This window comes from Pseudomonas sp. P9_2 (genome assembly GCF_034008255.1).
GTDB classification, from domain to species: Bacteria; Pseudomonadota; Gammaproteobacteria; order Pseudomonadales; family Pseudomonadaceae; genus Aquipseudomonas; species Aquipseudomonas synxantha_A.
In genome coordinates this window covers 2,558,112-2,574,439 of record NZ_CP125376.1, presented here as the reverse complement: position 1 = coordinate 2,574,439, position 16,328 = coordinate 2,558,112, and the positions used below count along the sequence as shown (strand labels likewise).

At 51.9% G+C, this 16,328-nt stretch carries 14 protein-coding genes and 1 other RNA gene; 6 read left to right on the top strand and 9 right to left on the bottom strand.

The window, feature by feature from the left end:
• The first annotated feature begins 55 nt into the window (after window positions 1–55).
• The 6 genes from QMK52_RS11480 to QMK52_RS11455 all read left to right on the top strand — a co-directional run bounded on the left by QMK52_RS11480 (window position 56) and on the right by QMK52_RS11455 (window position 7,893).
• Entirely contained in the window at window positions 56–2,866 is a 2,811-nt protein-coding gene (locus tag QMK52_RS11480; protein ID WP_320404109.1) for an FAD-binding and (Fe-S)-binding domain-containing protein, read from the top strand.
• A 136-nt stretch (window positions 2,867–3,002) separates the two neighbouring features.
• The gene (locus QMK52_RS11475) at window positions 3,003–3,281 is read left to right on the top strand and encodes a hypothetical protein (RefSeq protein ID WP_005791519.1); all 279 of its coding nucleotides are present in this window, start codon (window positions 3,003–3,005) and stop codon (window positions 3,279–3,281) included.
• Between the two features lie 94 nt (window positions 3,282–3,375).
• Window positions 3,376–3,772: a transfer-messenger RNA gene (gene ssrA / locus QMK52_RS11470) on the top strand.
• Window positions 3,773–3,955: 183 nt separating this feature from the next.
• Complete coding sequence (locus QMK52_RS11465; protein WP_320404108.1) at window positions 3,956–5,191, top strand: integrase domain-containing protein; 1,236 nt, start codon at window positions 3,956–3,958, stop codon at window positions 5,189–5,191.
• A gap of 289 nt (window positions 5,192–5,480) precedes the next feature.
• On the top strand, window positions 5,481–6,968 hold the full coding sequence (locus QMK52_RS11460) for an Eco57I restriction-modification methylase domain-containing protein (RefSeq protein WP_320404107.1): 1,488 nt from the start codon (window positions 5,481–5,483) through the stop codon (window positions 6,966–6,968).
• Window positions 6,961–7,893 (top strand): BsuBI/PstI family type II restriction endonuclease, encoded by a 933-nt coding sequence (locus QMK52_RS11455; RefSeq protein ID WP_320404106.1) that lies wholly within the window; start codon window positions 6,961–6,963, stop codon window positions 7,891–7,893. Before QMK52_RS11460 ends, QMK52_RS11455 begins: the two co-directional genes overlap by 8 nt.
• 89 nt (window positions 7,894–7,982) lie before the next feature.
• Here QMK52_RS11455 and QMK52_RS11450 read toward each other — a convergent pair whose 3' ends face one another.
• From QMK52_RS11450 to QMK52_RS11415, 9 genes are all read right to left on the bottom strand, one after another.
• Window positions 7,983–9,722, bottom strand: a complete 1,740-nt coding sequence (locus tag QMK52_RS11450; RefSeq protein ID WP_320404105.1) for a DUF262 domain-containing protein — start codon at window positions 9,720–9,722, stop codon at window positions 7,983–7,985.
• A 467-nt stretch (window positions 9,723–10,189) separates the two neighbouring features.
• Entirely contained in the window at window positions 10,190–10,687 is a 498-nt protein-coding gene (locus tag QMK52_RS11445; protein WP_320404104.1) for a hypothetical protein, read from the bottom strand.
• A 10-nt stretch (window positions 10,688–10,697) separates the two neighbouring features.
• Window positions 10,698–11,762 carry a hypothetical protein gene (locus QMK52_RS11440; protein ID WP_320404103.1) on the bottom strand — a complete coding sequence of 355 codons (1,065 nt, stop codon included), beginning with the start codon at window positions 11,760–11,762 and terminating at the stop codon, window positions 10,698–10,700.
• Window positions 11,763–12,127: 365 nt separating this feature from the next.
• A complete protein-coding gene (locus QMK52_RS11435; protein WP_320404102.1) occupies window positions 12,128–13,348 on the bottom strand; it encodes a hypothetical protein in 1,221 nt (406 codons plus the stop codon).
• A 96-nt stretch (window positions 13,349–13,444) separates the two neighbouring features.
• Window positions 13,445–14,074, bottom strand: a complete 630-nt coding sequence (locus QMK52_RS11430; protein WP_200659163.1) for a helix-turn-helix domain-containing protein — start codon at window positions 14,072–14,074, stop codon at window positions 13,445–13,447.
• Window positions 14,075–14,076: 2 nt separating this feature from the next.
• Window positions 14,077–14,658 carry a recombinase family protein gene (locus QMK52_RS11425; protein ID WP_200659165.1) on the bottom strand — a complete coding sequence of 194 codons (582 nt, stop codon included), beginning with the start codon at window positions 14,656–14,658 and terminating at the stop codon, window positions 14,077–14,079.
• Between the two features lie 209 nt (window positions 14,659–14,867).
• The gene (locus QMK52_RS27355) at window positions 14,868–15,257 is read right to left on the bottom strand and encodes a recombinase family protein (RefSeq protein WP_413817837.1); all 390 of its coding nucleotides are present in this window, start codon (window positions 15,255–15,257) and stop codon (window positions 14,868–14,870) included.
• Entirely contained in the window at window positions 15,257–15,520 is a 264-nt protein-coding gene (locus tag QMK52_RS11420) for an AlpA family transcriptional regulator (RefSeq protein WP_320404101.1), read from the bottom strand. The genes QMK52_RS27355 and QMK52_RS11420 overlap by 1 nt, the downstream gene beginning before the upstream one ends.
• A gap of 121 nt (window positions 15,521–15,641) precedes the next feature.
• Entirely contained in the window at window positions 15,642–16,292 is a 651-nt protein-coding gene (locus QMK52_RS11415; protein ID WP_320404100.1) for a hypothetical protein, read from the bottom strand.
• Between the last annotated feature and the right edge of the window lie 36 nt (window positions 16,293–16,328).

Genomic DNA, 16,328 nt, shown 5'->3' with positions numbered 1-16,328 from the left:
GGGTAAGAATCGACGCCGGACAACGATGCCGGCGTCTGCTATTTCTGGAGGACCGATGAGCCTGCCTGCTGCTTTTCTCAGCGACGTCGCACAACTGATCCCGCAAGATCGCCGCTTCGACGATCCACTTTCCACTCTCGCCTTCGGCACAGACGCCAGCTTCTACCGATTGATCCCACAGCTGGTGATCCGCGTGGAGTCAGAAGACGAAGTTGTCGCACTGCTGCAACTGGCCCAGCGCGATCACGTGCCGGTGACCTTCCGGGCCGCGGGCACCAGCCTGTCCGGCCAGGCCATCAGCGACTCGGTGCTGATCGTGCTCGGAGACAATTGGAACCATCGCGAAATTCGTGGGCAAGGCACACAGATCCGCCTGCAACCCGGCGTCATCGGCGCCCAGGCCAACGCGTGGCTCGCGCCGTTCGGGCGCAAGATCGGCCCGGACCCGGCGTCGATCAACGCCTGCAAAATTGGTGGCATCGTTGCCAACAATGCCAGCGGCATGTGCTGCGGTACGGCGCAAAACACCTATCACACCCTCGCCGGCATTCGCCTGGTGCTGGCCGATGGCAGCCGCCTGGACACCGAAGATGCCGCCAGCGTGCAAGCCTTCCGCCAAACACACAGTGCACTGCTTGAACGCCTGGCCACGTTGGGCCGCGAGACACGCGCAAACGCTGAACTGGCTGCGAAGATTCGCCACAAATACCGTTTGAAAAACACCACCGGCCTGTCACTCAACGCCTTGGTGGATTTCGACGACCCGCTGGATATCCTCAGCCACCTACTGGTCGGCTCCGAGGGCACCCTGGGGTTTATCAGTGCGGTCACCTACGACACGGTGATCGATCACCCGAACAAAGCCTCGGCGCTGATCGTGTTCCCGGATGTCGAGACATGCTGCAACGCAGTAACGGTGCTGAAAACCCAGCCGGTTTCCGCCGTTGAGCTGCTGGACCGACGCAGCATGCGCTCGGTACAAGACAAACCGGGTATGCCCGCATTCGTACAACACTTATCGGAAAATGCCTGCGCACTGCTGATCGAATCCCGCGCGGCCTCGCCGTCATTACTGCACGAACAACTAACGCTGATCATGGCCTCTCTGGCGGCGTTCCCCGTAGAAAAACAGGTCGACTTTACCGAAGACCCCGTGGAAAACGCCCGTCTGTGGGCGATCCGTAAAGACACCTTCCCCGCCGTAGGCGCCGTACGCAAAACCGGCACCACCGTGATCATTGAGGACGTCACCTTCCCCGTCGAACAACTGGCGATCGGCGTAAACCGCCTGATCGAACTGTTCGACAAACATCACTACGACGAAGCCATCCTTTTCGGACACGCCCTGGAAGGCAATCTGCACTTTGTATTCACCCAAGGCTTCAACAGCAGCGAAGAAGTCGCACGCTATCAAGCGTTCATGGACGACGTCGCGCAACTGGTGGCGGTGGAATTCGGTGGCTCGCTGAAGGCCGAGCACGGCACTGGTCGCAATATGGCGCCGTTCGTTGAACTGGAATGGGGCAGCGACGCCTATCAATTGATGTGGCAACTCAAGCGCCTGCTCGACCCCAACGGCATCCTCAACCCGGATGTGGTGCTCAGCGCAGACCCGCAAATCCACCTCAAACACCTCAAGCCCCTGCCCGCCGCCGATGAGCTTGTGGACAAGTGCATCGAGTGTGGCTTCTGCGAACCCGTGTGCCCCTCAAAAGGCCTGACCCTGAGCCCGCGCCAGCGCATTGTGATCTGGCGCGACATCCAGGCCAAACGCCGCGCAGGCGTAGACACCACCGAACTGGAAGCGGCCTACCACTATCAAGGCATCGACACCTGCGCCGCCACCGGGCTATGCGCCCAACGCTGCCCTGTAGGCATCAATACCGGCGACCTGGTGAAAAAGCTGCGCAGCTGCGATGCCGACCGTACGAAAACCGCAGAATGGCTCGCCAGCCATTTCGCCACCGCACTGCAAGGCGCGCGCTTCACCCTGCACGTCGCCAATGGTGCACGCATGTTATTGGGTGCCCCGCGCCTGACAAAGTGGTCGGCCACCGTGAACAGACTGTCCAAAGGGCAAATCCCGCAGTGGACCAATGCCATGCCACAACCGGAAAAAGCCATTCGCTTCAGCCCGCCAGTTACAGATGAGCGCCCGCGGGTGGTCTACCTGGCCGCCTGCGTCTCACGCGCCATGGGCCCGGCAGCCGGTGATAAAGAACAGATGTCGCTGTATGACAAAACCCGCAACCTCCTGGAAAAAGCCGGTTACCAGGTCGTATTCCCCGACAATCAAGACAACCTGTGCTGCGGCCAGCCCTTCGCCTCCAAAGGCTACGCCGAGCAGGCCGAACACAAGCGCCAGGAACTGATCGGCGCCCTGCTGCACGCCAGCCGAGGCGGCCTCGACCCAATCTATTGCGACACCAGCCCCTGCACCCTGCGCCTGGTACAAGACCTCAGCGAAACCCGCCTGGACCTCTACGACCCGGTACGCTTTATCCGCACCCACCTACTGGACCGCCTCGACTTCACGCCGCAGGAAGCGCCCATCGCCGTACACGTCACCTGCAGCACCCAGCACCTGGGTGAAAGCCAGGCCCTGATCGAACTGGCCCGGCGCTGTGCAAAAACCGTCGTCATCCCCGAAGGCATTCACTGCTGTGGATTTGCCGGCGACAAAGGCTTCACCACCCCGCAACTCAACGCCCACGCCCTGCGCTCGCTCAAGCACGCCGTGCAACATTGCAGCGAAGGCATCTCCACCAGCCGCACCTGCGAGATCGGCCTGAGCCAGCATGGCGGCATCGACTATCACGGCCTGGTCTACCTGGTAGACCGCGTCACCCGCGCCCGCGCCCACTGACCGCGCAAAAAAACCGAACCCTGGCGCACAGGCGCAGTCATCTGCATAGGCCTCGACAAACGAGGCCCATCAGTGATGTCGCTGGCAGCGGTTGCACGCCAGCAGCGTCGAGCCCTTTTGCGCAAGGAGACACCCTATGAAGCGTTCCGCTCTTGCTGGCTTGTTCATGACCGCTGCGATGCTCGCCTCTCCCGCCTTCGCTGCCGGTGACAAAGACCTGTGCCAGATCAACCTGGACAAAATCAACAACGGCAAAGCCCTACTGGCCACCGACACCAGTGGCAAAAGTGGCGAAATAGACACCGCCGTCTCCCAAGCCAAGGCCGCCCACGCCGCAGGGGATGACAAGAAGTGCATCGAAATCACCTCCAAGGCCCTGCAAGACCTGCAGAACAGCGAGAAAGGCGGCCAGTAAGCGATAGGGCCAACCTTCGGGTTGGCCTTCGCCAAGCTTTTGGCGTACACTGCACAGGCTTGTCACTCACTAAGAAACAACGAGTTACAAGCACGGGGCCGTTTAGGATTCGACGCCGGTCGCGAAACTTTAGGTGCATGCCGAGTTGGTAACAGAACTCGTAAATCCACTGTTGCAACTTCTTATAGTTGCCAATGACGAAAACTACGGCCAGGAATTCGCTCTCGCTGCGTAAGCAGCCTTAGCCCTGAGCTTCTGGTACCTTCGGGTCCAGCAATCACCAGGGGATGTCTGTAAACCCAAAGTGATTGTCATATAGAACAGAATCGCCGTGCAGTACGTTGTGGACGAAGCGGCTAAAACTTACACAACTCGCCCAAAGCACCCTGCCCTTCGGGTCGCTGAGGGTTAACTTAATAGAAACGGCTACGCATGTAGTACCGACAGCGGAGTACTGGCGGACGGGGGTTCAAATCCCCCCGGCTCCACCACTTCAACATCTAAAGACGTCCACGGACGTCTTTTTTTGTGCCTGAAATCCAGCGAATACAGGGGCTTAGGCTCCACAGACGTCTTTGAGCGTCCATCAGCATCTGCTAGCTCATGTATTCCAAGTGGTATTCCAAGCGCTCACCTGCTAAGTTTTGGAATACATAAACAGCGTGGAATACATCATGGGAGCTCAAGCGGCGCGCCTTTCAGACATCAAAGTCAAGGCCGCTAAGCCAAAGGAGAAGGACTACATCCTCACTGATGGTGACGGCCTTCAGATGAGAGTCAGAGCCAATGGCTCGAAGCTTTGGAACTTCAATTACATCCATCCGGTGACCAAGAAACGGATCAACATGGGTTTGGGAACCTTCCCCGAGGTTGGCCTAGCTCAAGCACGGAAACGCACCGTTGCGGCCAGGGAGCTGGTTGCCCAGGGACTCGATCCTAAGGAAAAGCGTGACTCGGATCGGCAAACGTTAAAGGCGACCACCGAGCACACATTTAAAAACGTTGCTAACGCCTGGTTTGATCTTAAGAAAGACTCAGTGACCTCCGCATACGCTGAAGACATCTGGCGCTCTTTAACGCTCCACGTCTTTCCTGAGCTGGCGTCGACGCCGATTTCAGCAATCACAGCGCCAGCGGTTATTAAATTGCTGAGACCACTCGAGGCAAAGGGCAGTCTAGAGACGGTTAAGCGGCTGAGCCAACGTCTCAACGAGATCATGACTTACGGAGTGAATGCTGGACTGATTTTTTCAAATCCGCTCAGTGGCATTCGCTCTGTCTTTAAAAAACCCAAGAAGCAAAACATGGCGGCGCTGGCGCCGGATGAGCTCAAGGAACTGATGGTAGCTGTTGCCAATGCCAGCATCAAAAGAACCACGCGCTGCCTGATCGAGTGGCAGCTCCACACCATGACTCGTCCAGCGGAGGCGGCGACGGCTCGTTGGGCAGATATCGATTTCGGAAAAAAAATATGGACGATCCCTCCTGAACGCATGAAAAAGCGCCGCACGCATATCATTCCGCTCACTCAACAAGCTCTTGAGCTTCTAGAGGCTATTAAGCCTTTCAGTGGACACCGAGAATATGTGTTCCCCGCAGACCGTAACCCGCGCACTCATTGCAACAGCCAGACCGCCAATATGGCACTAAAACGCATGGGTTTTGCAGGACGTCTTGTCAGCCACGGTATGCGTTCGATGGCGAGCACAATACTGAACGAGCAGGGCTGGGACCCTGAGCTGATCGAGGTTGCGCTCGCTCATGTTGATAAAGACGAGGTACGTAGCGCTTACAATCGGGCTGACTACATTGAGAGGAGGCGCCCAATGATGCAGTGGTGGAGCGAACATATCAAAGGGGCTGCTACCGGGAATCTGTCAATGACTGCAATCATTGACATGAGGTGCTGAGAGCCGCTCCGCCTCACCCGGTTATGGCAGAAGAAGCCCGTAGTAAAAGCCGGGTGATGCACATCGCCTCCAAGGCTAGGCTGGAGCCACAGACCTTAACGCAGTGCGGTCCCGCGTGGAGATCTGCCAGATAGGTTCAGTCGCTTCTATCACATCGAATCGCACAAAGCCCCCCACGAACCCTGCCGCCATTGGTATCCTTGCTTCCTTAGCGAGGACGCCCGATTGATTACCCCATGAAGAAGTCAAAAGCGCTCCAAGCCAATCTCCATAAGGGAAACACCGATTGATGCTAGCGATCGAAAGCATAGACAAACGCCGCCAAGCTATATCCGTGGCGACAACGGCGAAGCATAAAACTATGCTTGGCCAATTCATGACTCCGGCTGTTATTGCGAACTTCATGACTCAGATGTTCGCCCCGCTTGATAAGAAAGCAGTACACCTTCTTGACGCTGGCGCTGGCATAGGGTCACTCACAGCAGCCTTTGCACAACGAGCAGCAGCAGAGAATGTACTATCGCTTACTTGCGAAGCATGGGAAATAGACCGGCAGCTAGAAGAGCCGTTACTGACTACTCTCGAGGCTTGTGAACAACTTTTAGTATCGTCAGGGTCAACATTTGAAGCTGAAACACGCTTCGATGATTTTATTCTAGCTTTTTCAAACCGTGCAGCTCAGCATGAAAGCTATAGACCTACTCATGCAATCCTAAACCCCCCGTATAAAAAAATAAACAGTGCATCGGATCATCGTCAGTCGTTACGCACGTCAGGTATCGAAACCACAAACCTTTATTCAGCTTTTGTTGCACTTGCTCTCGACCTTCTAGTTGAAGGAGGGGAGCTGGTAGCGATCACCCCTCGGAGTTTTTGCAATGGAACATATTTCCGCCCATTTCGGGAGTATTTGCTAAACCGAGCTGCTTTAGTTCAGATTCATGTATTCGAGTCCCGGACCCATGCATTCAAGGGGGATGAGGTACTACAGGAAAACGTAATATTTCATATTAAAAAAGGCGCTAAGCAAAAGGCCGTCATAATCTCCACCAGCGCAGATGCATCCTTTTCGGATGTGACGACGCAGACGATGCCCTTTGACAAGATCGTCATACCAGAAGACAAGGAAAAGATTTTTCATTTAGAGGCTGCCAAAGAGGACAGTGCCACTGAAGCAGCGCTAATGCGATATAGGCACTCTCTAGAAGATATTGACTTAACCGTCAGTACTGGCCCAGTGGTGGACTTCAGACTCCGAGAACACTTGCGCGAGCAAAATGAACAAAACTGTGCGCCTCTGATATACGCTCATCATTTTGAGCAAGGGTTTGTTAGGCACCCTAAGATGAACGCAAAAAAGCCAAATTATATACACGTAAACAGTGAAACTTTAAAGTGGATGAAGCCGAATGGATGCTATGTATGCGTTCGTCGACTATCTTCAAAGGAAGAAAAGCGCCGGATAATTCCTGCTGTGTTTACTCCTTCATCAGCAGAGGGTGAAATTATTGGTTTTGATAACCACATGAATTACTTCCACCGAGCTAAGCGTGGTATGCCAGAAAACATTGCTAAAGGATTAGCCGTGTATTTAGGTTCAACCTTTGCTGACGAATGGCTAAGACGCTTCAGCGGGCATACACAAGTAAATGCAGGAGACTTGCGAGCACTCCGCTACCCGGACATTGCGACACTAGAGGATTGGGGCAAGAGCGTCGGCTCAGTGCTGCCCTCTCAGGATGAAATTGACACTATTGTAGGAGGCATAATTGTCTAAGATCGATGACGCAGCTGCAATAATAGCTGCGCTTGGTTTCCCTCGAGCGCAGGTTAATGACAGGTCAGCACTAACTCTTTTGGCATTGTTGCAGCTTAGAGAGGATGGCTCATGGCAAAACCTCGAAGCCCCGCTCCTAGGCATCAGAGCAATTCTTGATTTCTGTCGCAATGACTATCAACGACCTTATGCAGAAAATTCAAGGGAAAGTTTCCGCAAAGAAACACTACATCAATTTGTAGCAGGAGGACTGGTATTACAGAACCCTGACGAACCTAGTCGACCTCCCAACTCCCCAAAGTGGTGCTATCAAATTTCACCCGTTGCGAAACTTCTCTTAAGTAGCTACAACACGCCTCAATGGGCTGAAAACCTCTCAGCATACGCAAACGAGCTACCAACGCTAACTGCTACGTACATGGCAGCACGCGATATGGCGATGGTTCCTTGCACGCTCCCGGACGGCTCAGCTCTGATGATGTCACCGGGAGGTCACAGCGAGCTGATAAGAGATATTATTGAACAGTTTGCGCCTAGGTTCGCTCCTGGAGCGAAGGTCCTGTATGTTGGGGATACTGGTAACAAAGGAGTCATCCACGACACGGCAGCTATGCTCAAGCTCGGCATTGACGTCCATGAGCGAGGAAAAATGCCAGACGCCATTTTATATTTGGAGTCAAAAAACTGGCTCTATTTAATAGAAAGCGTTACTTCAGTCGGGCCAGTGGATGGGAAGCGCCACGCTGAACTTAGTCATTTATTCGGCAACGCCACTGCCGGGTTAGTTTATGTAACTGCGTTTCCTAACCGTCAGTTGATGGCCCGATTTTTAACTGTCTTGGCATGGGAGACAGAGGTATGGTGCGCAGAGGACCCCTCTCATCTCATTCACTTTAATGGTGATCGATTTCTGGGACCACACTGAGTCAAAAAAAAGAATGGCGACTTATTAGTCGCCATTCTTTATTTCACCTGGCACATATTGTAAAAAACTATAGGTCCTAACCCTTTACTCTATAAAGAATGTTGCCAACGTTTGACAACCCAGTCGGCCAACTCACTTGAGCGTTGCTCTATGGAGTTAGGCTCCCACTCGGACCACTGATCGGCTAAGTGGCGAGGAGTAGTAAACATTGATTCTTTTCTGTACCGCACCTTCTTAACTTCATAAGGTGAGTCTTGAAGAGAAGAGTTAAGCGGCGAGGATAGCGGTATGACGTTTGCCAATAGGTCCTTCATCTGCTTGTGCTGTTCTTTACTAAAAAGCGTCGCCCAAGCAGATTTATCATCGTAGGTCTGAGGGAGGACATGCTCGATAGTGGAAGGCAACGCCGGATTATCGCCTTTCAAGCTCTTATCAAACTCCACAAGCAAATAGGAACAGATATTTGCCTTCGCTAATGCTCGCTTCGAGATGGCACTTTTAACTTCTGCATCACTTGGCCACTGAATGGTTGGCCGGCTTCCTACTTGCCGCTTAAACTCTGCGACTGTAGTTTCCTTCATCTGGGACCAAAGCCCTTTAAAAAGAGCATGCAAACCAGTCGGTTCAAACCCAACAATTGCCCGTCGAACCAGGAATGACTCGAGCGCATCAAATAAATCGATCACCGCTGCTTCTGTTACTGTCGAGTCCGAGTGTGATTTCAGCATAGACATCACGTACGGGTAAATCGAAGCGGGTCGCTTCATACGTATTAGCCGATCGAGTCTGACGGAGATTGGCGCGCTTTTCGGATAGTAACCAGACTTATCAATCGCCATGAAAGGAAGCTGATAAGGCAACATATGTTCAATCATTCTCTGAGGAGTGAGGCTTTTCCATGACGCCCTTAGCTGAACAAACAACTCTGACTTTTTCGTATTGCTATCTAGAATTAGGCAGTAAGGAAAGAAAAAAGACTCCGAGCGCCCCTCAAATGTGCTTTCAAAAGGCCTCCAAACATGATCAAAAACCTTTTGAGTTTCAATTGGATTATCTGCAAGGCTTGAAAAAATCTCATTCCTAACTAGATCAACGATACCTACCTTGACACCTCTAAAATTTAATCTTTCAAAGATTTTCGTCGCAGCCGAGGCGTCATTAAGTTTCAAATGCACAAAAGTTAAATGTTGAGTTACTACACTTACAATTTGGCGCAAATACGCAAACTGCTCGACTGGGTCTCGAGGCATTTCCCGCTTGAGGTGCTTTATGATTCGGGAGTACTGATTAACCAGCTCGCCATCAGAGTTACCACTGGGCGGAGGAAGGTGGGGGCTTAGATCTTCGAGTTCGTGCTGTAAGATTTCAGGACTATTAATCCTATCCCACACTACTCTAAACTGGCTGCGATCGGCAAAAGCCGGAACAATACGTGTATTGATTTCCAGCCCGCGACGAGGCGTCAGCAAAAGGTACTCTCTGACAACTTCGACAGCTTCTTCTTTATCAATAGCCGCAAAACATTCGACGATAGCCATTACAAAGATATATAGCGTCAGAATTCGCTGCTGGCCGTCGACAATTTCTAGTGCGCGCATCCGTCCAACCGTATTGCCAATTCGTGGTTTCTCGTACGCCACAATTGCGCCTAGAAACTGGGATTCCTCGACTTCTGATCGCACTTGATTGATATCAGTCAATAGCTCATCCAGCTGTTTTTGTTTCCAGACATAGCTGCGCTGAAAAATGGGAACATGAATTTGGTCGGCGTCGCGTAATAGCCCCTCAAACGTCTGCTCGTCTTGACTATCTGTAATCCATTCTGACATCAAACATCCTCTATTTTGTGTTGCCGTGCGCCTCTACAGAACCACGCATCGCACCTCGCACCATCCCTCCATGCAGCACGATGCCGATATCTAAGCGTCAGAGACCCAGTCGAATCGTCTGTTAAGACTATTACGGATTCTTCATCAGCTCCAGCCCACAATTGCGATGCTCTGCTCATGAAGGCAGCTCCCGACGGGGCCATAGATGAGGTTGGGTAGCTTCAATGCTCATCACTCAGCCATCGATTCCATGCACATGAGGTGTTCTCCAGGCTTCTCACAGCGTCGAAGACATTCACTAAAAAATTTTGCGGAGCAAATTTAAACCTATTAGGCACAAAAAAAGCACTTGCGGCGACCGCTTAGTGCCTTTTTGTAACTGGTGGCTTCAAACCCATATCCAGCCTTCGTAGACCAGGGTCTTGTAGCGCATGAGCTGCCATAGCAATGGCATTTTTTCATTATTATTACTTAACGTCGGCGTTGCGTTCTTGTGCTTCCCGACGGTTATGCAGATCGTCTATGAAAAGGTAATTAGCATAGATAACACTAACTACCGCCGAACACTGTACAAATGTGAGGAAGATGACCAATCCTGCACCGCTTGATTTAATTACATCACGATACTCTAGGTAGATAGGCAACCCTGAAGCTACCAACTTAATTAAGTATATTAGCATGATGCACATTGCCACAGAACCGGACTGCATTATGCTTCCTACAATGCTTTCCAATCGGCGAGTATCTTGCATTGTAGCCGTAAAATCTGCGATCTTGATTTTTTCTGGATCTTGGAGTCGCTTGATGGCATTAGGATATACAAATGCAATCCAAATACCCATGATAGTAAAAACCATGCCTGATACAGATAGCAATGTGTTGCAGTAATCCTTGAAGTCTGCATATGAGAAAACTGCATGATTAATAAATATCAAACTGCCAATTAAGGCAGAGGTAATGGCCATGATCGTCAATTTAACCATTGGCTAATGCCTGCTTCTTGATTAAGTCTTTTCTGAGAGGACCTAAATAACGGTCGCGATTGGCTTTTATATTAGCATAGATGTGATCTGCCTTAAAGACAGGTTTGCCGTGATCTTCTATCGATATATGCTCTGTAAGTCGATAGTTGCTCGCCCAGACAATGGATTTTGATTTATCCAAAACGAAGCCTACATCCTCCCAAGCTTTACTATCGTGGTCCGCAGCATAGGTTTCAATTATAGTTTCGATTTCTTTGACGGTGGGCTTCGCCTCAACGCGCAACTCCACTTGACGAAGTGAATTATCCTCTGCGGATATATATGGCACTTCAAAGTTCTTAAATAATTTTGCAAAGCCCTTTCGCTTGTCGACCTCTTTAATTGAGACCGTTTCGCGCCTGACAATCTGCGTTACTCTCCTCGCCAGATTTTGCATCTCTGCTGAGGAGGTCGCGAGCGATTTCATGGATAGATCAAATTGAAAGTAGTACTTAAATTTGTCGGCCTCGTCCATCATTTCAAATCTAGTAAACCCTTTCTCCGTCGAGCTTACTCGATACTCAGGCACTGGAACTCTGAAGTTCATACAGCCAGTAACCCACTCTTGGAACATTGCGGAATCCGTTCTGGAGTTATCAAACTTAATCGACGCGACAATGTTTAGTTCTGGCACTACCCAGTAATAACACGGACGCCCCCATATCATTTGCTTTTTTCCTTTAGTTTTCGTTTGCTCTACTGCTTGCTCAATGGTTCCATCAGGATTGACGGTTATCCCATATAATGGACCGTGCTTGTCTGAATCACCTTTCCAGAGTACGAGCATGTAATCGCCGGTTTCGTTGTCATGGTGTATCGCATGACAATAACAAGGCGTCTTGTTTCTATTTTTAGCGGGGTCCCATGGGTTTGTTGCTTCGAAATTACGGCCATCCTTCCAACTGCGAAGTCTAGAGAAAGTGTCGACGAGATCTAGACCGCTTGCGGTTTCACTAAAATGACGATATAGCCCGCATTTGTTAGCATTGAAGAAGTTTATGTATCCACTCTGAAGCATTCCAAAAATCCTTTTAACGGAGGGGGAGCGAATGAAGCTACCATTTTAGGATGGCTAAGCGCCATTGTTTAGGTTCCTATCCACTCGGCTTTGTAAACTGAATAGGGTTTCGGCCTCCCTACCGGCTTGGTCATGCCGTGTGGCCTAGGCCCTTCAACACCTGAGTCACCGCCCGGCTCGACATCACATCTTCCCCGCAGCCGGTCGATATCACCCCCAGCCGAGAGTAACCTGTTTGCTCCTGTCGTCGGAGAAGCACTGAAAAATGTTTCGCAATGCCTGCGTCCGGTACTGTAGGCGTCTGTGTTTCAAGCATGAATCCCAGTCTGATACACCGCGTTGACTGAAGTACCTCCCGATGGCAACTACTCGCCGAGCCAAGCGCTAACAGTTCGGTAGAAAGCCTTCGCGTCCTGCGTCAGCTCTCGAGTGGAGTATTCCGGACGGGTTTTTCGTCCACGATCATCCGTCAGTTTGCTAGCAGTGTTGTCGTACTCTTTGATGCAGTACGCAGCCCATGCACGGGCGCTCCGAGGCTGTTCCATATGAACTGCAAGGTTCTTGTACCGCTGCCTGTAAGCTTCCGCCAGCGCACTCCTGAGCGCCTCGGTCACCTCATCGACTCTATCGTCCGGGATGCATATCGTGCCATGGATGTGCGCAGGGTGATTTTCTGCGCGACCGGTGTGATTGAATTCAAGAGTGAAAGCCAGATCAGTCTCAATCCCCAGCTTTGCCAAAGTTCGCTTGATGATCGCAGCTAGGTAGTTAGCTGGCCCACGTGGAGCGACCAATGCAGCCTCAGCCGTTTTGTGATCGAGACGGATGGTGAGGGTTTTTGAGTCAGGCTTCCCGCACAGGTGGAAGATACGGAAAAACTGTTTGATTTCTGGACTGACAAATTTTTCCCAATCTGGCAGCTCTCCTGCTCCCTGATAATCACGCACCACCTTTTGGATAAAGGCGTCTATTTTGAGGAGCGCCTCTAGCTGATCACGGTCAACGTCTGGGTGTAGTTTGTTAATAGCTACAACGTGCGCCGCGTGACTCAAGCTGAAACCAGCTATAAGCCCTGCCCTGCCCGGAGTTGAGAGGGCCTGTCCATGGCGATTTGAGCGGCCGCTTTTTGCATTTACTCTAAGTTCGGCAAGAATCGCAGGACGCGGGATGCGCTGCTCATCGAGAGGGTGAATCGCCTGTCCCGGCTCCTGACGAGCCGTAGCTGACGTAGCAACACGATATGAAGGTGCGCCAGCAAAGCGCCCCGGTTCAATAGCCGGACACTTTCCAGGCTCATCGGGCTTTATCGCTGACCTCTCCATCGGACACTCGTCGAGTAGCGCATTCAGGTCCGCTGATAACTGGTCATCGCTTAAATCTGTATCAACCGTTTCGCCCTCAAACCATTCATCTCCGAAAAGTGCTCTATAAGCTTCCCTCTTCACCATGTTTTCAGCATGGCGGATACGTGCGCTATCGAGCAGGCGCTTCTGAATCTGTAAAACCTCCCCCTCCTTGAATGGGCTCTGATGTTTGATGGTCATGGCTGTCTCATTGCCGGAATTAGATCCAGGGCAGATTTTCATTTTCGTGGTTCCCTGGATGTCGCCAGGGGGTTCGGCACTTGTCTATGGTTCTAAGGGTTTGACACTTTGCCCGGTCAACCTCCGGTCAAGGTGTGATCACTCCTCGCTGACGATGTCATTGTCTAACTGCTGGGCTTGAGCTGATCGTCTCTCTGCCAACCAGTTGAGCGTCTCAACAGCATCGTCGACACCTTCACTGTCGCCGTTAATCTCCGCATCTTCTCGGCGCTGCTGCGCTCGCATCTCGGCCACATCATGCTCATTCATAATGTGAATCTGGAGCACTGGAAGCTCCTCTCTTTCAAGCGACTGATCCAGCTTATCCAGAGGCAACGCCCGGCGAGCGACGTCCTGCGTCAACTTCAGTGTCGTTGCGCTTGCAGCTAGAGATCGGAAGACTATTGGATTGCTCACATCGAGAACATCTAGAGCAGACGCGAGCTTTGTCCGGATCTTCTCACTCAGCGCCAGATCGTCGAGAACAAGTGAGGCCGCTTTCTGCTGAACGCTCTCCAACGAGAAAGCCATGTCCAGCATTCCCTCTCTGGCTCTTTCTATCAGTGCCTGGGTGCTGGCGCCTGATACTGCGCCGTGCTTTTTCAACAACCGTTGGGCGGTGCTGATGCTGATTTCCAATTGACCGGCAATGGCCGAGATAGTCCAACCTGCTTCCCTGAGTATCACTGCCTGCGCGGCTTGATCTGGGGTTTTCTGTTTACCTGACATGGTCACTCCCCCTCTACGGTGCTAATGGCATTGCTGGCACAAGCTCGCTTGACTGCGGCAATTGAAATCCCGAAATGGTGTGCCGTCTCCTGGATGGTTGCCTTGCGCGCTCTACGCCAATCACTCACAGCGGCGTCATCAATCTTTTTAGGAGCACCAAGCTTCTGCCCAGTTGCCCGAGCACGAGCAATTCCGGCCATCTGTCGAGTTTTGATGTTGTTTCTCTCCAGTTCCGCTACAGCAGCCAGCATTGCAAGCATCGCTTTACCGACTGGAGACGATAGGTCGAAGCCTTCTCGCATTGATAAAACCGTTACTCCCTTTGCCTCTAATGCCTGAACGGTCACAAGCACATCGATAGTGTCCCGCCCCAAGCGGTCGATTGCGGACACGACCAAGGTGTCGCCCTTGCGAGCAAACTTGAAGAGGTCTGTAAACCCGGGACGTTCCAAGGCTTTCGTTCCCCCGGAAGTGGCTTCATCTGCAAACCAGTGTTCGACGTTATGAAGCACAGCAATCGAATGGCGCTGTGCGTCAGTGCTTTGATCGTCAGTACTGACTCGGACGTAGGCTAAGACTGTCATCAGGGCGCTCACTCGATAGCTCAAAAGTATGGCTCAGAATATATCGAGTAGCTCAGATTAAATCAACACATTTGAGCCGTCTTTGAGACTAGTATTTGTGCTGATGAAACAGCGCATATTTTCCGGCTCAAAAAGTACGCTCTCTGAGCCAGCACTTTGTGGTCCGAGCGAGTCTTGGACCACAAAGAGAGCATAGCGCTGAGGCAAGCTCACAGCCGGATACGCCGAACCGTATTCTCAAGCTGCGCCAAAGCTCGAAGCGTTACGAGAAACTGCTTTCCTAGGCTACTGGAGAGTGCCCACCCTTCCTGGACGAAGACAACATAGGCGCCTGTTGCTTGTAGCGTCCGCAAGGTCGCCAACATTTCGCTCGGTCTCGGCTCCGGGTCAATGCTCAAGACACTTAACGAGGAGATTGTAAAGGTGTCCCCTTTTCGAAGAACCTTCAAAGCCTCTAAAAATTTCGGTCTCTTGAGAACCGGGACTGACCCGTACGACCCCTTTTCCACGAATGCTTGATCGGGCTCACCGACATCACATACTTGGCAGTAATTATTGTTGGGATTTTTTCCGATGAGAGAATAGGCGTAAGTCGCCATTAGAATGCACCTGCCGCTGGAGAGTGAAAGCCGGGCTCACCAGCGAGGCGCTCCTCAACCCATCTATCCACGGCCACGGAATCCCATCCAACGGCCCTAGCGCCTAGCTGAACCGACTGAGGGAATCGGCCTTGATTGATGAGATTGTAGATGTGGGCCCGCTTGAATCCGGTCCTGAGCAGCACTTCAGGTAAACGTAAAATCCGGCGTCCCGCGTAGCCGGAGCTAGCTGGGTTGGGATTGTTGATCAATGATGGTTGCATCGTGGACTTCCTTGGCACCTTGTGGTGCGTTGTGGACTGGTGGGGCCATTCAATCCGCCAGCGCCATGGAAGTCATTTCAACTGCAACTGCAACAGTTGCAATTGAAATTGAAATTGTCGGTTACCGCATTTTTGCGTCCAACGCTGCCGTGTTGGAATCGGCAAATATCTTCTGAAGGTTGCTTTCACTCAGCCCACGAGTGGCAGGATAACGATCAAGTATCTCTGCGATGACATCCGCCTGATCGTAGACAGGACGTCCCGGCTTGAGCACCAAATCAAGAAGAGCGGCTATTGTCAGGTATTGGGAAGGCTTCACATCGGCTGGTGTTACAACGCCGCCCGCGAACGATTGAACCAGTTCTTCAATGTCCGAAGTCTTGAAAAGCAAATGGCAATTGGCAGGAGAAAATGTGGTAGCCCAGTCGACGCTATGGTAAGCCTCTGCCTCGGCGCGGTCGATTTGGCGCACCTCACCCGAGATTTCAATTGCTATCTCGCCATTGCCAGCCGCCTCTATTATCCCTCTCGGATTGATGATCTGACCTTTACCGACGCCATAGACAGTAAAGAACCGCTGACCCAGCTCATCTATGAGGCCTTCAGCACACTCGCCCTTCAAACCATCAACGTTCAGATATGCAGCGCACCGGCCAGCATCGCATTGCGCCAGCAAGTCCTTGTCCGAAAGCTGAACGCCGGCCTCATCCTTTAACCAAAGCAGTGCTTGATCTACACTCAGCCACTGCAAACCAATCAGATCTTTCCGCACGTCGGGCGTCCTCCTCGAATGACTACGATGCGGAGC